At 27.9% G+C, this 23,456-nt stretch carries 21 protein-coding genes; 17 read left to right on the top strand and 4 right to left on the bottom strand.

Annotation, left to right across the window (positions count from 1 at the left end; genetic code table 11):
- Positions 1 to 15 precede the first annotated feature (15 nt).
- Positions 16 to 1,680 carry an aspartate-alanine antiporter gene (gene aspT, locus OIF33_RS12705; RefSeq protein ID WP_322504632.1) on the top strand — a complete coding sequence of 555 codons (1,665 nt, stop codon included), beginning with the start codon at positions 16 to 18 and terminating at the stop codon, positions 1,678 to 1,680.
- Positions 1,681 to 1,734: 54 nt separating this feature from the next.
- Here the strand turns inward: aspT and OIF33_RS12700 are convergent, their stop codons facing one another.
- The gene (locus tag OIF33_RS12700) at positions 1,735 to 3,615 is read right to left on the bottom strand and encodes an FUSC family protein (RefSeq protein ID WP_322504631.1); all 1,881 of its coding nucleotides are present in this window, start codon (positions 3,613 to 3,615) and stop codon (positions 1,735 to 1,737) included.
- 305 nt (positions 3,616 to 3,920) lie between these two features.
- Here OIF33_RS12700 and OIF33_RS12695 point away from each other — a divergent pair, with 305 nt between their 5' ends.
- Together OIF33_RS12695 and recQ are read left to right on the top strand one after the other, a co-directional pair.
- Positions 3,921 to 4,409 (top strand): methylated-DNA--[protein]-cysteine S-methyltransferase, encoded by a 489-nt coding sequence (locus OIF33_RS12695; protein ID WP_322504630.1) that lies wholly within the window; start codon positions 3,921 to 3,923, stop codon positions 4,407 to 4,409.
- Positions 4,402 to 6,582: a DNA helicase RecQ gene (gene recQ / locus OIF33_RS12690; RefSeq protein ID WP_322504629.1), complete on the top strand. Its 2,181-nt coding sequence runs from the start codon at positions 4,402 to 4,404 to the stop codon at positions 6,580 to 6,582. The genes OIF33_RS12695 and recQ overlap by 8 nt, the downstream gene beginning before the upstream one ends.
- 145 nt (positions 6,583 to 6,727) lie before the next feature.
- Here the strand turns inward: recQ and OIF33_RS12685 are convergent, their stop codons facing one another.
- Positions 6,728 to 7,159 carry a hypothetical protein gene (locus tag OIF33_RS12685; protein ID WP_322504628.1) on the bottom strand — a complete coding sequence of 144 codons (432 nt, stop codon included), beginning with the start codon at positions 7,157 to 7,159 and terminating at the stop codon, positions 6,728 to 6,730.
- 146 nt (positions 7,160 to 7,305) lie between these two features.
- Here OIF33_RS12685 and OIF33_RS12680 point away from each other — a divergent pair, with 146 nt between their 5' ends.
- From OIF33_RS12680 to OIF33_RS12635, 10 genes are all read left to right on the top strand, one after another.
- Positions 7,306 to 8,610, top strand: a complete 1,305-nt coding sequence (locus OIF33_RS12680) for a serine/threonine-protein kinase (protein ID WP_322504627.1) — start codon at positions 7,306 to 7,308, stop codon at positions 8,608 to 8,610.
- Positions 8,611 to 8,871: 261 nt separating this feature from the next.
- Positions 8,872 to 9,579 carry a hypothetical protein gene (locus tag OIF33_RS12675; RefSeq protein WP_322504626.1) on the top strand — a complete coding sequence of 236 codons (708 nt, stop codon included), beginning with the start codon at positions 8,872 to 8,874 and terminating at the stop codon, positions 9,577 to 9,579.
- Between the two features lie 83 nt (positions 9,580 to 9,662).
- The gene (locus tag OIF33_RS12670; protein WP_322504625.1) at positions 9,663 to 10,016 is read left to right on the top strand and encodes a hypothetical protein; all 354 of its coding nucleotides are present in this window, start codon (positions 9,663 to 9,665) and stop codon (positions 10,014 to 10,016) included.
- Positions 10,017 to 10,216: 200 nt separating this feature from the next.
- On the top strand, positions 10,217 to 11,014 hold the full coding sequence (locus OIF33_RS12665) for a dimethylarginine dimethylaminohydrolase family protein (protein WP_322504624.1): 798 nt from the start codon (positions 10,217 to 10,219) through the stop codon (positions 11,012 to 11,014).
- A 156-nt stretch (positions 11,015 to 11,170) separates the two neighbouring features.
- Positions 11,171 to 12,628 (top strand): MATE family efflux transporter, encoded by a 1,458-nt coding sequence (locus tag OIF33_RS12660; RefSeq protein WP_322504623.1) that lies wholly within the window; start codon positions 11,171 to 11,173, stop codon positions 12,626 to 12,628.
- A gap of 220 nt (positions 12,629 to 12,848) precedes the next feature.
- Complete coding sequence (locus OIF33_RS12655; RefSeq protein WP_322504622.1) at positions 12,849 to 13,598, top strand: MerR family transcriptional regulator; 750 nt, start codon at positions 12,849 to 12,851, stop codon at positions 13,596 to 13,598.
- Positions 13,599 to 13,742: 144 nt separating this feature from the next.
- Complete coding sequence (locus OIF33_RS12650) at positions 13,743 to 14,129, top strand: DUF2089 domain-containing protein (RefSeq protein WP_322504621.1); 387 nt, start codon at positions 13,743 to 13,745, stop codon at positions 14,127 to 14,129.
- Between the two features lie 15 nt (positions 14,130 to 14,144).
- Positions 14,145 to 14,549, top strand: a complete 405-nt coding sequence (locus OIF33_RS12645) for an SHOCT-like domain-containing protein (protein WP_322504620.1) — start codon at positions 14,145 to 14,147, stop codon at positions 14,547 to 14,549.
- 124 nt (positions 14,550 to 14,673) lie between these two features.
- Positions 14,674 to 14,823, top strand: coding sequence for a hypothetical protein (locus tag OIF33_RS12640; RefSeq protein WP_322504619.1), 150 nt, complete (start codon positions 14,674 to 14,676; stop codon positions 14,821 to 14,823).
- 8 nt (positions 14,824 to 14,831) lie between these two features.
- Positions 14,832 to 15,203 (top strand): phage holin family protein, encoded by a 372-nt coding sequence (locus tag OIF33_RS12635; protein WP_322504618.1) that lies wholly within the window; start codon positions 14,832 to 14,834, stop codon positions 15,201 to 15,203.
- A 163-nt stretch (positions 15,204 to 15,366) separates the two neighbouring features.
- Here OIF33_RS12635 and OIF33_RS12630 read toward each other — a convergent pair whose 3' ends face one another.
- The gene (locus OIF33_RS12630) at positions 15,367 to 16,038 is read right to left on the bottom strand and encodes a cyclic nucleotide-binding domain-containing protein (RefSeq protein WP_322504617.1); all 672 of its coding nucleotides are present in this window, start codon (positions 16,036 to 16,038) and stop codon (positions 15,367 to 15,369) included.
- Positions 16,039 to 16,231: 193 nt separating this feature from the next.
- Positions 16,232 to 16,639 (bottom strand): hypothetical protein, encoded by a 408-nt coding sequence (locus tag OIF33_RS12625; RefSeq protein WP_322504616.1) that lies wholly within the window; start codon positions 16,637 to 16,639, stop codon positions 16,232 to 16,234.
- A 445-nt stretch (positions 16,640 to 17,084) separates the two neighbouring features.
- On the opposite strand from OIF33_RS12625, the gene uvrA reads away from it, so the two are divergent.
- From uvrA to OIF33_RS12605, 4 genes are all read left to right on the top strand, one after another.
- On the top strand, positions 17,085 to 19,904 hold the full coding sequence (uvrA, locus tag OIF33_RS12620) for an excinuclease ABC subunit UvrA (protein WP_322504615.1): 2,820 nt from the start codon (positions 17,085 to 17,087) through the stop codon (positions 19,902 to 19,904).
- 293 nt (positions 19,905 to 20,197) lie between these two features.
- Positions 20,198 to 20,632, top strand: coding sequence for an FHA domain-containing protein (locus tag OIF33_RS12615; protein WP_322504614.1), 435 nt, complete (start codon positions 20,198 to 20,200; stop codon positions 20,630 to 20,632).
- A 13-nt stretch (positions 20,633 to 20,645) separates the two neighbouring features.
- On the top strand, positions 20,646 to 21,875 hold the full coding sequence (locus OIF33_RS12610) for an FtsW/RodA/SpoVE family cell cycle protein (RefSeq protein ID WP_322504613.1): 1,230 nt from the start codon (positions 20,646 to 20,648) through the stop codon (positions 21,873 to 21,875).
- Positions 21,876 to 23,339, top strand: coding sequence for a peptidoglycan D,D-transpeptidase FtsI family protein (locus OIF33_RS12605; protein WP_322504612.1), 1,464 nt, complete (start codon positions 21,876 to 21,878; stop codon positions 23,337 to 23,339). It begins immediately after the preceding gene.
- The last annotated feature ends 117 nt before the right edge of the window (positions 23,340 to 23,456 follow it).

Below are 23,456 nucleotides of genomic sequence, written 5' to 3'. Positions count from 1 at the left end.
TAGAAGGTGATTTAAATGAAATTCATAATAGATTTTTTAGAAAAGAATCCTAGTGTAGCTATATTTCTATGTTTAGCTTTAGGATATTTGATAGGTAAGTTAAGATATAAGTCATTTAGTTTAGGATCAACAGTAGGGACATTGCTTGTTGGACTTATTTTAGGACAGTTTGCAATATTCCACATTTCTCCAGTAGTAAAAAATATATTCTTTAGTTTCTTCATATTCACAATAGGATATGAAGTCGGACCTGCTTTTATAAATAGTTTAAAGAAATCAGGAGTTAAGCTTGTAATACACGCAGTATTCTTCAGTGTAGTTGCATTCGCTGCTGCTATGATATGCTTTAAAATATTTAAAGTTGGTCCAGGGGAAGGTGCAGGTATAATCGCCGGCTCACTTACTCAATCAGCGGTTATAGGTACTTCGGCATCTGCAATTAATGCACTAGATATTTCATCCGCTCAAAAAACTGCTATGCAATCTAGTGTAGCAATAGCATATGCTATAACTTATATATTTGGTACTGTTGGAATACTTATTTTCTTAAAGAATATAGCTCCAATGCTTTTACATGTAAATTTAAAACAAGAAACTAAAAGAATGATTGAAAAAATAAACTTTAAAGGTGATTCATCAAATAGCTCAGCTATTTTAAAGAATGTAAAAATGCGTTCTTTTCTTGTAAATAATAATTGTACATTTATAGGAAAATCAGTAGGAGATATTGAAAAACAATTTAAGCATAAAGTAACTTTCGAAAAGATTTTTCAAAATGACAATGATGTTAAGTTTAATCAAGATATTAAAATAGAAGCAAGAAACTATATTACTTTAATAGGTGACCTTACAAACATGTTACAAGTTGCTAGTTCTGGATTAACAGAAACTTCAGATGAAAAATATCTAAATATATCATTGAAGAAGTCAGAAATAGTCCTTACAAAAGAATTTAATTTAAAAAATCTACAAGATTTATATAATAACAATATAATGTTATTAGGAGTTAGTAGAAACGGTAAGGCTTTGGAAGATGAAACTCAAATGAAAAATGGTGATTTCTTACAAATAATAGGACCACAACATGCTATTGGAAATATAATCAAAGAATTTGGTTATATAAAAGATACAGGCTCACAAACAGATGTTAGTTATTTAACATTTGGTATTATAGTTGGTGTAATAATAGGAACATTCGCATTAACTATACATAACGTTCCATTAACTCTTGGTAGTGGTGGAGGTGCTTTATTCTCAGGTTTATTATTTGGATGGTATCAAAATAAACATCCTCGTTTCGGAGAAATACCAGCATCAACACGTTGGTTCTTAAAGAGTGTAGGTTTAAACTTATTTATCTCAGTTGTTGGATTAGAAGCAGGAAGTGCCTTTATTCCTGCATTAAAATCTATGGGTTGGGTAGTTCTTTTAATAGGTATAGTAGTGTCTTTAGTACCACATGTTTTATCACTATACTTTGGTAAGTACGCTTTAAAATTAGAACCAGTAGATATAATCGGATCACTTTGTGGTGCAGGTACAATAACAGCTGCCTTAAATGCAATTGTTGAAGATACTGGAAGTAGTATATTTGCTTTAAGTTATACACCTTCTTATGCTGTGGGTAACATATTAATAACAATTATGGGCCCACTTGCTATAGGATTATTGTTTAAATAGATTGAAAAAAGACAAGCTTATGATAAGCTTGTCTTTTTTATAGGCTCTATTTTATTAAGCTAATAAAGTTTTTAAGCTATTTATACTATTTGAAATTTCTATTACGTTACTTAATAATAGTTTTTCTTCAAGACTATGTGAGTCATGAATATAGTCTTTTAATTTAAGTTCGCATTTTTTATTAGATTTCTCTTCTTTTAAATTATTAAATACATTTTTTAAATGTTGATTTTCACAACTATAGTTAGATAATTGAATATATAACTCATAAATACTACAAATAAGCATTCTTTCGTTAGTTATAAGTTGATTTAAATTATCATCTTCTTGAATATTATTTGCTTTAAGTCTTTCTTCGATAAAAGATGTTACTATGAATAAGTTATTCATTTTTGTACTAGATTTATGTATATATACTTCTTCAAGTGTAGTTAGCATTTCTTGAACTACATCAACATACATCTTCTTTAAGATTGATATATCTTTATTTAAGTTATAAGGTAAAATAAATTTATTTATTGATATAGCTAGTACAGCTCCTAGTGCGACGAATAATAGTCTGTTTATTACCATTGTACTAGTAAAGCCCATATTTCCTAAAAGTGAAGCAGCACCTATTGCGGATACTGTTACGCAAATCATGTTATACTTATAATCTTTAATAAATCCACTTATATATCCAGCTAACATAAGTATTAAAGTCCTTGCTAAAACACCTTTAAATGCAAAGAAAAGAATTTCTACTATTATTGCACCAATTATTGTAGCAAAAATTCTGTCTTTAGTTTTAGTTTTTGATACTTCATATATAGGATTCACTAAAGATAAAATTGTGAATACAAGCCATCTTCCTTCAGCTAAGTGGAAATAATCCATTATAAATGCGGCTAATGATATACCAATAGATATACGTATAGCATATGAAAATTTAGCTGATCTTGTCTTGAAGTTAGATTGCATAATGTATATTGTTTTAAAATTATGTGGAATTTCATCAAGTTTATTTATTAAGTTATATTTTTTAGTACCTAATTCTTTTAGCTTAACTAATGATTCATAAATAAAGGCAAGATTGCTTAAAATCTTAAGTACAGTTAAGTTTTCTATAGACTCACCTTTGTAATGCTTAATTTTACTAAGAACATCATCATTTATTGTGCTTTCATTACTTAAAAAAACTTTTATTTCAGTTAAAGAGTTTTCTAAAACAGAAACTAAATCCTTATGCTGAGAGCAATCTAATTCATTTAGTAATAAATAAGTTTTTTCTAATGCAACTGAAATATTTAATTTAATCTTGCTTTCCTCAGTTAAATAGAATCTCTCCTCACGCTTATTATAAATAATTGTTCTAAAATTATTTAGGCTATTTCTTATATTGTTATCTAATGAAGTTGTATCTTCATTTATATTTAGATTTTTAATTTTTTCTATTATATCATTACAAGTTTTAATTAATAGTTTGTTACCTTTTTTCTGAACATTATTTCTATTAGCGATTAATTGAACTATCATTATTATTACTGCGCCAGAAATTAAAGATATAAACCTCATTGGAAGTTTATCAGGAGTTACTGGGGTTACTAATATAAATAAATATTGAAGTGAAAATGGTAAGTACATAGGATTTTTTAGGTTATAGCATAAAGAATAACTTAAAATAAACATTGCTATGAAGTTTATAGGTATTCCTAACCACATGTTCATGCCTGCTAAAGTTGCAGCAGCACCTATAAATAAATTTAATACAATTAATAATAATGTATTTTTTAATGGAGACAGGGTTAAATCTTTTTGTAACATCATAAGCATAGCAGTTGCTGTCGTTACTCCAATAAGTGTATTATCATCTCCAAAAATACTTTTAAAAGCAATTATAAAAGCAACTATAAATACAAATATAACTGTGTTTGATATTATGGCTTTTTTGCTCATATTTAATCAATCCTTTCATCAAAAGAGGCTTTTTATTTAAGTAAACAAGCCTTGTAAATAAAAATAATACTCTCATATTACAAGATTTTCAATTGCTTTATAAGTTTGATATATTATAATGTCTAGTAATTTTTGAAGATATATTAAATTTTTGAAGATTTCTTACATGAAAACTTATATAAGAAATATATAGTATAATAAATTTATATATTTATTCCATGAAACATTAATAATTTTAAGAATTGCTATGTTAAAAGCGAATTTTAATAGAAGATATGTAAATAATTTAAAAGGATATGATGTTTATGAAAGAGAATTCAATTAATAAAGGATATTATAATTCTTCTATAGGAGTTCTAGAAATAATAGAATCAGAGGGATTTATAGTAGAAATTAACTTTGTTCAAAAAGAAGAGTGTGTAGAAGAAGCTATTAGTGAAGAAATAAAAAAATGTAAAAAAGAATTGGAAGAATATTTTGAGGGCAAAAGAACAGATTTTACAGTAAAAATTAATTTCACTAAAGGAACGGAATTTCAGAAATTGGTATGGAATGAATTAAGAAAAATTCCTTATGGTGAGACAGTTTCATATAAAGATATAGCGGAGAAAATAGGAAATCCTAAGGGGAGTAGAGCTGTAGGAGGAGCAAATAATAAAAATCCTATTGCTATAATAGTTCCTTGTCATAGAGTAATAGGGAAAAATGGCTCCTTAACAGGATATGCTGATGGATTAAGTAAAAAAGAGTATTTGCTTGATATAGAAAGAAAAAAGGAGAGAGATTTTGAATAAAGCAAAAGAGATTTTAAAGAGTTTTTATGGATATAGTGAATTTAGAAAAGGACAAGAAGAAATAATAAATGAGATTATAAGTGGAAATGATGTTGTTGCTATAATGCCAACTGGTGGTGGTAAATCAATTTGTTATCAAATTCCAGCTTTGATTTTAGAAGGAGTTACGGTTGTAATTTCTCCACTTATTTCTCTTATGAAGGACCAGGTTGATGCTATAAATAGTATGGGAATAGAGTCAGCATATATAAACTCAACTCTTAGCAATCAAGAGATAAATGATATATTTGAAAATGTTAAAAATGGACACATAAAAATATTATATGTAGCGCCAGAAAGACTTGAGTCTATGGATTTCTTAAATTTAGTTTCTAATATAGATATTTCACAGGTAGCTGTAGATGAGGCACACTGTGTTTCTCAATGGGGACATGATTTTAGAAGTAGTTATAAATTTATTGGTAGATTTATAAATCTTTTAAAGAGAAGACCCGTGGTTTCAGCTTTTACAGCAACTGCAACAGAGGAAGTTAGAGAAGATATAGTAAAATTACTTGAGCTTAATAATCCGAAGGTTTTTATTTCTGGTTTTGATAGAGACAATCTTAAAATAATCATAGAAAAAGGAGTTAATAAGGCTCATTACATTTTAGATTATTTAAAAGAAAATAAGGATGTTTCAGGAATTATTTACTGTGCAACTAGAAAAGAAGTAGATTCTTTATGTGAGCTTATAAATTCAAGGGGAATAGAATGTACAAAATACCATGCTGGACTTTCAGATGTTGAAAGAAAAGAAAATCAAGAGAATTTTGTTTTTGATAAAGCTAATGTAATGGTTGCTACAAATGCCTTTGGGATGGGGATAGATAAGCCAAATATAAGATATGTAATTCACAATAATATGCCTAAAAATATAGAGGGGTATTATCAAGAGATAGGAAGAGCAGGAAGAGATGGTGAGAAATCAGAGTGTATTCTTATTTTTTCACCAGGAGATGTTCAAACACAGAAATATATAATAGAAACTGGAACCTTAAACCCTGAAAGAAAGATAAATGAGTTAAGTAAACTACAAACTATGATGGATTTGGTTTATTCTAATGGATGTTATAGAAGATTTATACTTAACTACTTTGGAGAAGAGTTAGAAGAAGATTGTAATAACTGTAGTAACTGTGAAATGGAAGGTGAACTAGTTGATAAAACAATAGATGCTCAAAAAGTTATTTCATGTGTTTATAGAATGAAAAGACCTTTTGGAATTGGGGTAATAATAGATGTTTTAAGAGCCTCAAAGAATAAAAAGATAATTGATTTAGGATTAGATAAATTAAGTACTTATGGAATAATGAAAGATTATTCTAAAGATGGGCTTAAGGATTTTATAAATACTCTTATTTCACATAGATATATAGATTATGTTGGAGAATATCCTGTAGTTAGGTTAAATCAAGTTTCTATAGATATTCTTAAGGGCAATGAAAAAGTTATGTTTAAGGAGAAAAGAAAAATTGAAAGAGTTTCTGTTGATAATGAACTATTTGATTTATTAAGAAGTCTTAGAAGAGAAATTGCTTCTGAAGAGGGAGTTCCTCCATACATAGTATTTGGGGATAATACTCTTAAAGAGATGAGTATGAGAATACCTATAAGTGAAAATCAACTTTCAGAAATAAGTGGAGTTGGTGAAAAGAAAATACTTAAATATGGAGATAAGTTCTTAAGCGTAATAAAAGAATATGTTAAAGTAAATAATATTGAAGTTCAATGGGAATCAGGACTAAAACTTAATAAGGAAGACGTAGAAGAAAAGTTTAAAAAAAGCAGTGGAAAAAATGGAAAGAAAAAGTCTTTTGAAATAACAATAGATATGTTACAAGAGGGAGATAAATTCCATACTATTGCTAAGGAAAGAGATATTTCAGTTACTACGATATTATCGCATATTCAGCAATATTTAGAAGAAGGAAATAAAATAGACTTTGAGATAGACTTTGATTCTTTATTTTCAAAAAGAGAAGAAGAGTTAGTTTTAGATGCTATAGATAAAGTAGGATATAGTAAGTTAAAGCCAATTAAAGAAAATTTAGCTGAAGATGTTTCTTATGAAAAGATAAGATTTATTGTGACTAAATTAACCATAAATAATTTAAATAAAGAATTAAATTAAAATAAGTAGTATATAAAAAAATATAAAAGGGACTATATCAAAATTTCAAATAATAAAACTTATAAATAGTATGAAGAGAATATCTATTAATTTTCTAAATATATTTATAAGTTTTATTTTAAGTTACTTTTGATGTAGTCCTTTTTTAAAGTATTTCGAAGTTGTTTTCATATAGCTTTTCATTTACTTGATATAAGGATAAATTATTTTTTATTGCATAAATAATTATGAAATCTCTAGGATTTTTAGCATAAAGCTCACCTGAATTACCAATTTTTAAAGCTCTTTGTGTTTCTTTGAAGTTAAGTTTGGCACCAAAACAAAGACGAAGTATTTTATCTTTAGTTGGCTTTTTTGAGCCATCTAATATTTGATAGCCGTAGTTTCTATCTAAATCGGCAGCTTTTATTAATTTGCCTTTTGTAAGTCCTTTTTCTTCACAAATTTTTTTAAAGTAATTTGCTAAGTTTAAATCCTCAAACTTTTTAAGTTCATTATTAACAACAGAATCCAATTCTCTATCATCACCGATATTGTCTAATAAATTTAAGAGACTAGATGTTTCTTGTTCAAACATATTTGTAACTCCTTGTGATTAATCTTCAAATTAATTATATCAAAAAATTATATATTGGTTAATGTTGAGTTAATAGTATTTTATAGGGAATAAAGTATGTGATATAATTCAAAATTGAGGTAGTAATTATAGCGGGGGATGTAAGGATGGATGATTGTAATATTGAAAATATACCTTCAAATTATGTTGAATTAACAACTTTGTGTTCAAATAAAAAAAGTGAAATTTTGTTAGCTAAAAGTAGTTTAGATAACAAGATTTATGTAAAAAAAATTCTTAAGGTTTATAATAGAGAGGTTTATGAAAAGCTTAAAGAGTTAAAGAGCGTAAATTTACCTAAGATATATGAAATTTTCGAAGAAGATGGAAGATTGACTATTGTTGAAGAGTTTATAAATGGTTCTACTATAGAAGACATATTAAAGAGTGGAAAAGTACTTGATGAAGAAACAGCTTTAGGGTTTATGATAAACCTATGTGATGTATTGGAACTACTACATAGTCTTAAACCTGCAATAATTCATAGAGACATAAAGCCTTCTAATGTAATCATAAATAATGATGGAATATTGAAATTAATAGACTATGATGTATCTAGAATATATAAGGAAGATAAGAGAAAAGATACAGTTATTCTAGGAACAGTGGGATATGCATCACCAGAGCAACTGGGTTTTGATCAGACTGATGGAAGAACTGATATTTATGCCATGGGAGTACTTTTAAATGTAATGATTATTGGAAAACACCCTATAGAAGAGGCTGTTCAAGGAGAACTAAAAAAGATTGTAGCTAAGTGTACTATGCTTATAGCAGAGGATAGATATCAAAGTGTTGGTGAGCTTAAGAGAGTTTTAGAAGATGAGATTGAAAGAGTAAGAAATCTAGAGAAACAAAGTATCAAAGTAGAGGAACTGGAAAAAGAAAATGGTGAAATACAAAATAAAATATCTAAGAAATCACTTGATCTTTCTAAAAAAGAGTTTAAAACAACAGTTGATTTACTTTTAAATAATAAAGATAAAGCTGAAAAAGATTCTAGCTTTAATAAAACTGGATTTTTAAATTTGGATAAAGACGATAGAGATTCAAGTTTAGAAACTATTCATATAGAAGATAAGAGAAGTTGGTTTAGAAAAAATATTCCGGGTTTTAGAACTGATAAGGGATGGAAAATGACTTTAGCAATATTGGGTTATGCCTTTATTGCTTTTGGTATGACTATGAATTTAAGCAGCGGAGATAATAAGCTTATAATAGGTGATTTGGCTGTAGGAATTATATTACTTTTATATATAGCTCTTTTTTCTAACTTCTTAGGAATAGCTAATAAGTTACCTTTATTAAAAAGAGAGGGCTTATCAAATAAAATCTGTGGATATTTACTTTATTCCCTTTTAATAATGATTGCCTTTGGTGGCTTAATAGGCACTACAACACCTATAAAATAAAAAAGGAATCATTATATTATAGTAAAAAGGAATTAAAAATGAACATAAAACATTTTAACTCATAACAACACAGAAAACAAACTTATAAAACTATAACAATCAATGATTCCTTGAGAAAATTATATAAAAAAATAAATTTAAAAGTGTATGCTGGTAGGCGTACACTTTTTATTTTTATAAGTTTTAAAATAAAAGCATAACAACAAGAAAGAAGGATTATAAACTTTATGTTTTTAATCAGTGTTTAAAGGAGGAATTAAATTGGTTAGTAAAAAGTTTTATAAAAAATGGTGGGTTTGGGCCATTGCTATAGTTGTTGTATTAGGGGTTGCAGGTAGCGCTGGAGAAGCTGGAAAAAAGGCAACTAGTAATAGTGAAGTTGTTAAGAATGAAACAAGTTCAGCAAAGCCTTCAGAAGATAAGAATATAAAAAAAGAAGAACCAGTAAAAGAAGGTGAAACAAGAGATAATTCATCAGCTAAGGAGACAACTTTATCAACAGGAAAGTTTATAGTTGGAGAAGATATACAGTCAGGTAGATATGTTTGTACAAGTGATTCATCAGGTAATTTTATTGTTACAGATAAAAACGGTCTTCCAATAATAAATGAAATATTAGGAAATGATGATTTAGGAGTTTTAAAAGTTACAGCAGATTTTAAGGATGGAGAAAAAATTGAAATAAGTGGAATAAAAAATGTTCATTTTACTCCAGCAGAAACTAAGGTTTCAAATGAATTAAGTGCAGGTAGCTGGATTGTTGGATTAGATATAGAGCCAGGAAAATATGTGGCAGAAGTTAATAATGGACAAGGAAATTTTGTAGTATATAAAAATGGATTTCCAACGGTAAATGAAATTTTAGATGCATCAGGCAATATGGGAGTACCTAATGTTACTTTAAAGTTAGAAAAAGGTGAAGTTATTAGTATAAGTGGGTTAAATCAAGTTATATTCAATAAGAATTAACAGGAATTTGATTTATTAAAAATAAAAAAGTATTGAGATAGTTTTAAAATGAGGTTTTTTAAATACAATTATTTTAAGGAAGGATGATAATTTTGAAAAAAAGTAAATGTCTTATAATATCAGCAATTTTAGGTATAATATATTCAATATATTTATTAAGTTACTTTGGTAGCGTTTTAACAAATGGACAAGGTGCTGAGGCCGTTGGTGGTGCTATAGCTACTGCCATGGTTACTCCACATATGATTTGTGTGGTCTTAGCAGCAATTTTTAACTTAGTAGGAGCTTTGATGAATAAAGCAGGATTTGCCCTTACGGCGGGAATTCTTTATTCTGTTGGGGGAGTACTATTCTTACCATATATATTCTTTGTAATACCTATGATAGTTTTAAGCTTTGTAGGATTTTCTAGTGTAAAGAAAATTAAAAATAAATAATTAATTATAGAATAAAAGGCGTGCCACAATTAACTTTGTGTCATGCCTTTTTTATTTTAAGTGATTAATTAAATTGGTATTAGAAATTTTAACTATGTTTAAGTTTTTAAGAAGAATAATATTAAATGAAAAAAGTATTAACTAAAGAGATTATAAGAATACTATATTTAAATTAAAATTAAATTTGTTGAGGTATTAGTATGAAAATTAGTCATAAAAATAGATATGAAAAACTTAGATCATTAATAATGTGTTACCCTTGTAATTTTAAGGTTAGTGGTAATGTTCAAATAAATTATTCTCTTATGTATGAACAATATAATAAGTTTATAAATTTAATGAGTAGTGAGGGAGTAATAATTCAATTTTTAGATCCTATATATGGGGCCAATCAAGTTTTTACGAGAGATATAGGTTTTGTTATAGAAGATAGGATGTTTATTGCAAAAATGAGTACTCAAGATAGAATTGAAGAAACTAAAGCCTTAGAAAAGTATATAAAAGATCATCATTCTAAAATATATAATATGAAAAATAATATAGAGGGTGGAGATGTAATAATTCATGATTGTTATATTTTCGTTGGGTTAAGTAAAAGAACTAATATTGAAGCCGTTTATGAACTTCAAAATTATATAAATGAACAGAATATGAGATATAAAGTTATACCTATAAATTTTAATAAGGAAAAAATGCTTCATTTAGATTGTGTTTTTAATATTCTAGATAAGGATGATTGTATAATTAGCAATTACGTGTATGATAAAGAAGAAATAGAAAAAATAATGAAAAATTGTTATTATATTGATGAAAAAACTACTGAAGAACTTGGAACTAATATTATATCATTAGGAGACAAGAAGATAGTAACTTCAAATAAAACTGTATTTAACATGCTAAAATACAATGGATTTAAAGTATTTTACTTAGAGTATTCAGAAATATTGAAAGCTGGAGGAGGATTTGCCTGTAGCATTTTACCTATTTATACTGAATGATTTTTATATTTCTAATAAGACTTATGTCTTATTAGAAATGATGTTATTATGATATAGTGTCTTTATCTGATGATTTTTTGGTCAGCAGATAATTTATTTTTAAGGGAAAATAGCTTGTGCTATTTAAATAAAATATACGAATTAGGGGGAGATTTTTTGTTTGGACTTTCACCAATTTATTTTGGCGTCTATTTTTTTGTTACAGCTTTAATTATATTAGGAGTAACTTTATTTCTAAAAAAGAAGTTAGTAGGTAAAGATAAGGAATTTTATAAGGTATTATTAGTTTTATGTATTCCAATAATAGTTCAAAACTTTATATCAACTTCTGTAAATGTAGTTGATACAGTTATGATAAGTAGTTTAGGAGAGGAATCAATAGCAGCTGTTGGGGTAGCTAATCAGGTATTCTTTTTATTTAATATGGGATTAATAGGATTAACAGGAGCTACTGGATTATTTATATCTCAATTTTATGGAAGTAATGATAGAAAAAGCATAAAAAAAGTTATGGGATTAAGTACTATTTTATGTGTAGGATTTAGTTTAGTATTCTTTGTTTTAGCACTTTTCTTTCCAGATCTTATAATAGGAATTTTTTCTACTGACCCTAAAGTGGTTGAACTTTGTAAAAGTTATTTAGTGGTTATAGCTCTTTCATATCCTTTAACAGCTTTAAGTATGGTAATAAGTGCAGGAGCAAGGGCTGTAAGAAACCCTAAGTTAGGTATGTTTTGTAGTGGAGCTTCGCTTATCATAAATATTATATTTAACTATTGCTTAATATTTGGAATAGGTATATTTCCAGAGTTAGGTGTTAGGGGAGCAGCTATATCTACTGTATTTGCTAGAATAATAGAATGCCTATTATTAGTTGGATATGTTATATTAAAAGATAAAGATTATATAATCAAGTTTGATATCAATGATATTAAAGGAATAAATAAAGACTTCTTTAAAGTATATATGTCTAAGGGGATGCCTATATTTATAAATGATTTTGCTTGGGCCATTGGGTCAGTTTCATATTCTGTAGCTTATGCAATGGTTGGAACATCTGCAATAGCAGCAAGTCAGATTGCAACTAGTACAGCTAATCTATTTATAATGTTAGCTATGTGTATAGCTACTGGAGCAGCCATTATGCTTGGAAACGAGCTTGGAGCAGATAATACTGAGAGAGCTGTAGATTATGCTAAGAAATTCTCAAAAATAGTTTTTATTGTTGGAAGTATTTTAGGCGGAATGTTGATATTAAGTATTCCAGTATTACTTAAAGTTTATAGTACATCTTCAACTATGGCGAGTGATTTAAGCAAAATCTTTGTAATAATGGGACTTCTAATGGGATTAAAGGCCTTTAATATACTGGTTATTGTAGGAATATTAAGAAGTGGAGGAGATACAAAGTATGCCTTTGCATTAGAGTTTGGATGTATGTGGCTTGTATCAATACCGTTAACATTCTTTGGAGCAGTGAATGGCTTTCCAATATATATGTTAGTATTATTTACTTATTCAGAAGAGATAGTTAAATGCATATTTGGATTACCTAGAGTTTTATCAAAAGTTTGGGTAGTTAATTTAACTAAAGATATAGAGATAAGTGGATAACAATACTTTAATTTCTAACATTTCATTTTTAGAAGATTTATAAAAATAGTAAAATTATAGGAGCGTTAGAAAGTATATTAGTTGAATTAAGAGGTTACAGTCATGTTAAGGTGAATGTAGCCTTTTTCTTTTGGGATATATTTCGTGGGAATATTAATCTTTTTTATACTTGACTCTAACATCGTGTTAGGGAGTAATATAAGGTCTAGGAGGTGGTTATATGTATAAGGTTAAGGAAGTCTCAGAGATAACAGGAGTATCTATTAGAATGTTGCATCATTATGATAAGATAGGGCTTTTAAGACCTACAGCTATAAGTAACGCAGGATATAGATTGTATGATGATAAAGATCTAGAATTAATTCAACAAATTCTTATATATAGGGAGTTAGATTTTTCTTTAAAAGAAATAAAAGATATTTTAAATAATAATAATCTAGATTTGAGGAAGCTTCTGAAGTTACAAAAACAGTTAATAATAGACAAGCGAGATAAGCTAAACAAGATTGTTGATACTATAGAAAATACAATTAAGAATATGGAGGGAGAAATTATTATGGAGAAAAAGGGAATGTTTGAAGGTTTTGATATAGAAAAGCACAATAAACTTTATGAGGATGAAGTAGAAAAAAAGTATGGAGAAAGTGATGCTTATAATGAGTCAAAGAAAAAAACAAGCAAATATTCAAAAGAAGACTGGAATAATATAATGGAAGAAATAGATGGAGTGTATAGAGAATTAGCTGAATTAAAAGATAGAGATGTTTCTGATGAAAAAGTTCAAGAATTAGTTCATAACTGGAGAATGCTTATAACTAAGAATTTCTATAATTGTAGTATTGAGATATTTAGTGGCCTTGCAGATATGTATATCTATGATGAAAGATTCACAAAAAACATAGATAAATATGGAGAGGGATTTGCTAATTTTTTAAGTGAGGCTATGAAATATTACTGTAATAGAAATTAAAACTCACTTAAATAATATTAAGTCGAAAATTAAAATAATTAATATAGTTATTAAATAAATCAATATATAAATTAATAAAATTAATTTATATATTGATTTTTATTAATTTATGGGAGTATAATGTATACAAAAGGAGGTGCTTTCTTGAGATACGTAAGACCAAGCAAATGTCCTGTATGTAATAGTGAATTAAAAATAGTTAAATTAGAATGTGAAAAATGCAGAACTAAAATTGAAGGTGAATTTAAAGGCTGTGATTTTTGTAATTTAACTTCAGAAGAACAATATTTTTTAAAGATATTTGTTAAGTGTAAAGGAAGTATAAAAGAAATAGAAAAAGAACTAGATATATCCTATCCAACTGTGAAAAGTAGATTAAATCAACTTATAACAGCATTAGGATTTGAAGATAAAGAGTTAGAAGATGAAAAAAAAGATAAGAAGAGAAATAGAGAAATTATACTTGGGAAGCTAGATAAGGGAGAAATAACATCTAGTGAAGCTTTAAAGGAATTAGAAAAATTAAAATAAAAGGGGAGAATTTTTATGGATGAAAAGAAAAAAATATTAGAGATGATAAGTGAAGGTAAAATAAGTCCAGAAGAAGGAATGAAATTACTTGATGCTTTAGGAGAAAGTAAAGAAGAGGTTGCTATAAAGAAAAAGATATATAAGACATTAAAAGTTAGAGTAGAGGTTGAAAATGAGCAAGTAAAAGTTAATTTAAGTATCCCTTTAAGCTTAATAAAGGTTGCAAGTGAATTTACTAAGTTTATACCTGAAGATGCTATGAATAATATTGAAAAGGGTGGAGTTAATATAAAAGATATTGATTTCAAAAAAATAATAGAAGAAATTGAAAATGGTGAATTGGATGATCCGACTATCTGTGATGTAGATATAAATAATAAAGATGAAGGAAAAGTTATAGTAAAAATTTATGTTGACTAAGAAAAACTTTGTTTATATAAAAATAACATTACCCAAAATTAATTGGTTAAGAATCAGCATTCCTATCCCTTTAGTTAATCTTATATTAAATGATACCATAGATTTATTAGGTTTCCTAAGATGGATGTTTAGATTAAGAAAGATGGAGAATTATATTAAATACATGTACACAGCTTTAGAAGCCTTAAAGGAATTTAGAGAATGTGGCGAAAGTGAAATTCTTGATTTAAATTTAGGAAAAGAAAATATAAATATAATGATAAAACTAATATAGGAGGAAAAATGAAGAGAATAATTAGTAATTTTTTTATAAATCTTATTGTTGTATGGATATTAATTAAATTTTTTAATCTTGGGGAAGCTAAAAGTTTCTTAAATATAGTTTTATTTTCAGGAATTTTTACTATACTAAGTTTTACTTTAAGGCCAGTTCTTCAGATTATATCTTTGCCAATTACAGCAATTACTTTTGGAATATTTCTTTTTATGGTTAACGCCTTTATAGTTTACATGACTGATGTATTTTCATTTGGATTTAATATACCTGGATTTTTAAATACTTTAATAGTATCAATAATATTATTTATAGCAAGCTCTGTACTTAATAAATATAGATTAAAAACTAAAATTAAGAAGATTAATAAAACAATATAGAAAAAACCTATATATTTAGATAAATTAATTAGTATCTAAATATAATAGGTTTTTTTATTTTACAATTAGTGCTTTTTAGAATATAGTTGATTTCTTTATTTTAAAAATATAAAACAAAAAATATTTGGGGAAGTAATAGCAATTCAAAATAGGATAGTTATTATTAATATAAATCTCCAGAAATATTCTTTAATTCTTTTTTATTAATTATTTTTATTTCATTTTTATCTTTTAAAATAATCTCCTTTTCAACTAGTTTATTTAAAACACGGCTTAAATGACGGTAGCTTGTGCCTAATAAATCAGCTAAATTTGAATAATTATCTACCAAGACAATATTTCGATGGTTTACACTTAGGAGATAATTAGCAAGTTTGTTTTCTAATGGATAAACAATAGTTATTGAACTTGTTAATGATTGACTAGCAAGTTTGTTAGAAAGACTTTTAGTTATGTACATAAGAAAGTTAGGATCTTTAAGAGATAATGAATTTACTTTGTTTATAGGAATACCTATGCAAAGACTTGATTTCAATGATTTAACACTACAATTTGCTTTGATTTTTGATATTACTTCTAAATCACCTATTAGCTGTATAGGCTCATAGAATTTCAGAAGTAAAGATTTTCCATTGGGTAGGGTTTTATAGACCTTGGCCTTACCATCAACAAAAAAGTAAAAGTACTTAAGTTCTTCATCCATAAAGCATATATGCTCATTTTTTTTAAACATATGCAGTTCTAAAAAAGGCATAACTTCCTGTGAAAATATGGAGTTAAGTTCGTATTTATTTATTAATTCAAGCAATTTATCTTCATTTTTTACTACTATCAATGGCTTACCTCCCATGAAAACAAATGTTATAAGACATATGTCATAACTATACATATAGTATACATGATAAAATAAATTTGTTTAATAAACATAATTAAAATGTTTTCTAAATTCACTGTAAAATTGCCTTAATACTTTAAATTCTATATAAAAGAGTGATCAGTATATATGTTTACTGATCACTCTTTATGTTTTAAATACTACTTAGTTCAAAAAATAAATTATCTTCTTCAGTGAAGTTATATGAGTAAAATGGATTATGCCAATTATTTATATCATTGATATTTTTACAACTTATTGAAGAAGAATAATCCTCTAATAAATCACAGCAAATATTTTTAGGTGTTTTAATTTCATTGTTTTTGAGTAGTTCAATTATATCTTTAAAGTAGTTTTCAACATAAGGAGTAATAAAAGGATAAGTATCACACTGAGTATTCATGTAATCATAAAGAGGTTCTTTTTTATAATCCCAATCTATATAAAGTTCAATTAATTTTTCATTTATGTTAAAAGGTATATTAGATTTTATAATATTACAATTTACCAAGTTATCATCTATTGTAAGAACTTTAACCATACATTTACCGAATCCTTTCATAATAGTCCTCCCATAAATTTATATAAATCAAGTTTTATATTGATTTAGGCATTAATAGGTTTTATTTTGGAGAAGTACTTTATTAAAATAAAATTGAAAGTATCTACTAATGCCTAAATGAGATGGCTTTTTAAATATTTGATTAGTATAATAATATGAAAAAAATCTAGTATTATTCTGAATTATCTGAAAATTTAGAAAATATTAAAAAGATAATAATTATTATTAAAAAGAGTTTGACATCTAAAAGAGAGAGAATTAAAATATTAATATGCGAACTTATGTTTGGTTTTAGAAGAGACCAATCTGGTAATAATATAATGAAATGACTTAAATAAATTTAATATACAACAAATTATATATGGAATGATATTAACTAAAAAACAGGGGTTATTAGTGAGATTAGAAACTTACTAAAGTTTATATATTTATTAAGGAGATTTTTATGAAGGATAAGATAATAGTAAAAGGAGCAAAAGTACATAATTTAAAAAATGTAAATTTAGAAATTCCTAGAGATAAGCTTATTGTTTTTACTGGGCTTTCAGGTTCAGGTAAAAGTTCTTTAGCTTTCGATACAATCTATGCAGAGGGACAAAGAAGATACGTAGAGTCTTTATCAGCTTATGCAAGACAATTCTTAGGACAAATGGATAAGCCAGATGTTGAATCAATAGAAGGACTTTCACCTGCAATATCAATTGATCAGAAGACAACTTCTAGGAATCCAAGATCTACAGTAGGTACAGTAACAGAAATATATGATTACTTAAGATTATTATATGCTAGGGTTGGAGTTCCTCATTGTCCTAAGTGCGGAAAAGAAATAACTCAACAATCTGTGGATCAAATAGTGGATCAAATTATGGAGTTACCAGAGAGAAGTAAGACAATGATTTTAGCTCCAATAATAAGAGGAAGAAAAGGAACTCATGAAAAGGTTCTTGAGAATATAAAGAAACAAGGTTTTGTTAGAGCTAGAATAGACGGAGAAATTTATGACTTAACAGAGGATGAAGTAAAACTTGAGAAGAATATAAAACATAATATAGAAGCTGTTGTTGACAGAATAATTGTTAAGGACGGAATTGAAGGAAGATTAACAGATTCTATAGAAACTTCTCTTAAAATGGCTGAAGGCTTAGTATTAGTTAATGTAATTGGTGAAGAAGATAGACTTTATAGTGAACATTTTGCCTGTGCTGATTGTGGTATAAGTATAGATGAACTTGCACCAAGAATGTTCTCATTTAACTCACCTTTTGGAAAATGTGAGAGATGTGATGGATTAGGAACTTTAATGGAGATTGATGAGGATTTAGTTGTTCCTAATAAGGATTTAAGCATAAGAGGTGGAGCTATTTCTACTTGGGGAGATTCAAGAATGAAAGAAGATTCTTGGACTTTTTGTGTTCTAAAAGCTTTAATGGAAAAGTATAAATTTGATTTAGATACTCCTTACAAAGATTTACCTAATAAGGTTAGGGAAGTCTTAATGTATGGAGATTCAGAAAAACTAAAGGTTACATACAGAAAAGAAAATGTAGAAGCTGTTTATAATCATTCCTTTGAAGGGGAGATAAATAATTTAAGAAGAAGATATATGGAAACTGGATCAGATGCCATGAAAGCTGAAATAGAAAAGTATATGAGTGATAATCCATGTCCTAAGTGTAAGGGGGCAAGACTTAAGCCTGAGGCTCTTGCCGTTACAGTAGGTGGAAAAAATATATTTGAGTTTACAAGCATGGCAATAAGAGAAGAGTTAGACTTTATAAACTCAGTAGAGTTTTCAGAGAAAGACAAGATAATAAGTAGCCAAATTATAAAAGAGATTCAAGCTAGATTAAGTTTCTTAATAAATGTTGGGTTAGATTACTTAGACTTAGCTAGAACTGCAGGGACATTATCTGGTGGAGAAGCTCAGAGAATAAGACTTGCGACTCAAATAGGTTCTCAGCTTATGGGGGTTCTATACATCCTAGATGAACCTTCAATAGGACTTCATCAAAGAGATAATGATAGACTTATAGCTACTTTAAAACAACTTAGAGATGTTGGAAACACTCTTATAGTAGTTGAACATGATGAAGATACTATGAGAGAAGCAGACTATATAGTTGATATAGGACCAAGAGCCGGAGAACATGGTGGACAGATAGTTGCTGCAGGAACATTAGATGAAATCATAGAAAATGAAAATTCTTTAACTGGTCAATATTTAACTGGAGCTAAGAAAGTTGAACTTCCAGAGGAAAGAAGAAAAGGAAATGGAAACTTTATAACAGTTAAAGGTGCAAAGGAAAATAACCTTAAAAACGTTAATGCTAAATTCCCACTAGGAACTTTAACTATGGTTACAGGAGTTTCAGGATCAGGAAAGAGTACCTTAGTTAATGAAATTCTTTATAAAGGATTAAATAAAATAGTAAATAGAGCTAAGGATTTACCAGGTAAGTTTAAGGAAATAACAGGATACGAAAATATTGATAAGATTATTGATATAGATCAAAGTCCTATAGGAAGAACTCCAAGGAGTAACCCAGCAACATATACTGGAACTTTTGATATAATAAGAGAACTTTTCTCACAAACTCAAGAAGCTAAAATGAGAGGATATAAACCAGGAAGATTTTCTTTCAATGTAAAAGGTGGAAGATGTGAAGCTTGTAGTGGAGATGGAATAATAAAGATAGAAATGCAATTTTTATCTGATGTTTATGTTCCTTGTGAGGTTTGTAAAGGAAAGAGATATAATAGAGAGACTTTAGAAGTTAAATATAAAGGAAAGAATATAGCTGATGTACTAAATATGACTGTTGAAGAAGCTTTAGAATTCTTTGAAAATATTCCAAGAATAAAGAATAAACTTCAAACCTTAATGGATGTTGGATTAGGTTATATAAGACTAGGTCAACCTTCAACTCAGCTATCAGGTGGAGAAGCACAAAGAATTAAGTTAGCTTATGAACTATCTAAGAGAAGTACAGGAAAAACATTATATATTTTAGATGAGCCTACAACAGGACTGCACATACATGATGTAAACAGACTTGTTAAAATACTTCAAAGATTAGTTGATGGAGGAAATACAGTTATTGTAATAGAGCATAATTTAGATATGATTAAATGTGCAGATTATATTGTTGATTTAGGACCAGAAGGTGGAGATAAAGGTGGAATGATTGTAGCTACAGGAACTCCTGAAAAGATAACTGAGGTTGAAGAATCATATACAGGTAAATATCTAAAAAAATACCTTTAATATAGGAATATAATTTAAAAAAATAAATATATTATTTAAGAATAGAGTATTTAATTAGCTATCAGAATTTATGGCTAGAAGTTCTGATAGCTATATTTATTGTTAAGGAAATTTAGGAAAGTTAAAAAAGTACTAAAATTAAAAGATAAATATCATAAAATTGTCTTTTTTAGATGATATAATAATTAAGAGTTTCTAATTATTGATTATGAAATTGTAATCTTTTATTGTATAATCAAGTTATTAAATAAAGTAAAATATAAAAGAAATATAAAATATGTAGAGGTGAAGTGATGTTTTCGAAACTAATGACATGGGTTTTTGGAATAATATTTATTATAATTCTATATTCCATAATTTATTATGCGTTAAAGATAATGTATAAAGATGTTAAAGGCGGGAAAAAGAAAAAAGCCCCTGGAAAGAAAGCACATGGATTAGAAGTCTTAAAAACAATATCAAATGGGACGCTAGGTGTTGGCTCGGTTATACCAGTGACTAGTACCATATCCATTGGTAGAAGAGAAGATAATTCAATAGTGCTAAATGATCAGTTTGTATCCTCATATCATGCTAAAATTTATGTTAAAAACAATGATTTTTATTTAGAAGATTTAGCAAGTACAAATGGTACATTCATAAATGAATCAAAGATAGAGGGAAGAGTAAGATTAAAAGTAAATGATAAAATAAGAATGGGAAGCACTGTGTTTAAGGTTATAGGATAGAAGAGGTGATAATATGAATACTACTTTAAAGTATGAGAAAAGGATGTTGCTATTAGTCTATCTTTTATGCTTAGCCTTATTTACGAATATAGCTGTAAAGCAGACACCTATAGATAAGATGGCTTTTATAATAGCAGGTATATTAATAGTTATTATTGGATTTTCACATTTCATTATAAGGAAATTCTATCCCGATGGAGATAAGTACATATTTATCTTTGCATCGGTTTTAGCTGTGGTTGGAATAGCAATTCTTTATAGAGTAGATCCTAAATCAGCAATGAAACAATTAGTTTGGTTCAGTTTAGGAATAGCTGTTTATATGGGGATTGTAATAGTTATGCCGGATTTAAAGAGTTTTGCAAAATATAAATATGTTTATATGGGAGGAACTTTAATATTCATGGCTATGTCTATGATTATAGGTACTACAATAAATGGTTCTAAGAACTGGGTTAGAATAGGTGGTTTCACTTTTCAACCTTCGGAAATAGGTAAGATATTCCTAATACTTTACTTAGCGTCAGCACTTATGAACTATGAGAAAAAGAATAGCTTGAAAGATGAATTTAAACAACTTTTACAACCAGCTTTAGTGGTTATGTATTCTTTAGGATTCATGGTTTTACAAAAAGACTTAGGTTCAGCTCTTATGTTTTTCTTTGTATCTGTGACTATGCTTTATATAGCTACTTGTAATTGGAAGTATGTTGCTACTGGATTAGGATTATTTGCAGTAGGTGGAACAGCAAGTTATTTCTTATTTGGCCATGTTAGAAGCAGAGTAATGGTTTGGCGAGATGTTTGGAAATATGCTAGTCATGAAAGTTTTCAAATAGTTCAAGGTTTTTATGCTATGTCCTTAGGAGGAATGTTTGGAACAGGACTTTATAATGGTTATCCTAGTTTAGTACCATTTATACAAACAGACTTTATATTTACCTTAATAGCACAAGAATTAGGTCTTGTATTTGGTATAGGTTTATTATTAATATATTTCCTATTGTTTTATAGAGGGATAAGAGCAGCATTAAACACTGATGATCCATTTTCTCAGTTAAATGCTGTTGGATTTAGTACACTTATAGTTGCTCAAGTTTTAGTAATTATAGGTGGTGTCTTTGCAGTTATTCCTTTAACAGGTATAACATTACCTTTAGTTAGTTATGGAGGAACATCTATGCTTACAATCTTCATTGCCTTAGGAATACTTCAGAAAATTTCAGAGGAGGGACTAAGATAGATGGCTAAGAAAAAAGATTTATCAGGTAGCATAAGAAAAGTTATGGTTGTTTATCTATTGCTATTAGTTGGGCTTATATCGTATATCGCGTATTTTCAATTAATAAAAGTACCAAAAATAGCTCAGATGGATAGTAATACTGCTGTTATGGCAGCTCAGAATGAGGTAATAAGAGGAGATATAAAGGATAAGAATGGCAATGTTCTCGCTAAAAGTACTAAGAGCGGTGATTTAACTCAAAAGAGAGAATATCCTTATGGAGAAATATATTCACATCCAATTGGGTATGCTAGTGGAATATATGGAAACTCAGGATTAGAGGGAGCATATTCAAAAGAGCTAACTACTTCTGAGAACATATCATTAAAAGCTTTCTTAAAATCATTTAACTTCAAAAAAGATTTTAAAGAAAGAAATGAGAGTGACACTAAGATTGGAAATAGTGTTGTAACAACTTTAGATACTGATTTACAAAAGGCAGCATATGCAGCTTTAGGAGCTAATAGAGGGGCTGTAGTTGCTATGAATCCTAAAACAGGTGAGGTTTTAGCAAGTGTATCAAAACCAGGATTTAATCCTAATGATATGAAAGCAACATATGAAATAGCTAACAATCCTAATGGAAATCCAAAGGACGCTATATTAGTTGACAGAGCTATTAATGGTCAATATCCTCCAGGATCTACATTTAAGGTTGTAACTTTAACATCTGCTTTAGAAAATATTCCAGGGATAACACAAAGAACATTTAGTGATACAGGTACAATAAATGTTGGAACAAAGGATTTACCAAATGAAAATGGAACTGCTTATGGAGATATAAGTTTAAGAAAAGCACTTTCAGTTTCAAGTAACGTAGTATTTGGAGGAATTCTTGGAGAAGAGCTTGGAAATAAAAAGTTAAGAGAAACTGCTGAAAAATATGGATTTAATCAAGATTTATCTTTAGGTAATCTTAAGGCTTTTTCAGGAAAATTCCCTGATAGAAAAACTGTAGATAAAGGCCTTATAGCCTATGATGCTATAGGTCAAGGAGATGTTTTATCAAGTCCACTTGAAATGGCAATGGTTGCATCAACAGTAGCTAATAACGGGGTTCTTATGCAACCATATATGGTTAGTAAGATTGTTGATAAAGATGGAGATTCAGTAAAAGAATTTAAACCTGAAAAGAAAAGTACTGTAATGTCTAAAGAGGATGCTCAAATAATAAATGAATATATGCAAGGTGTAACAAATGATAGAATAAATGATAACTGGGGATATTTTAGAGGTATGAATGTTGCAGCTAAAACTGGTACAGCCCAGGTTCCAGATGGAAATTCTCATGCATGGTTAATAGCCTTTGCACCAGCTAATGACCCTCAAATAGCCGTTGCAACTATAGTTGAAAATGGTGGTTCAGGATCAAGAGTAGCAGCTCCGGTTACAGCTAAGGTAATGCAAGCATATTTTAATAAATAAGAGCAAAATTAAAAGAAATGTAAAAAAATATTTCTTGATTTTATCTTAGAAAATAGATAACTTATAAATTATAAAACTTAATATAATAGAATTGATTTGAAAATTTAATCGCCCTAA

This window comes from Clostridium sp. LIBA-8841, assembly GCF_034439435.1.
Lineage (GTDB): Bacteria > Bacillota > Clostridia > Clostridiales > Clostridiaceae > Sarcina.
The sequence above is the reverse complement of the archived record's forward strand: the minus strand, read 5'-3'. Positions and strand labels throughout refer to the sequence as shown.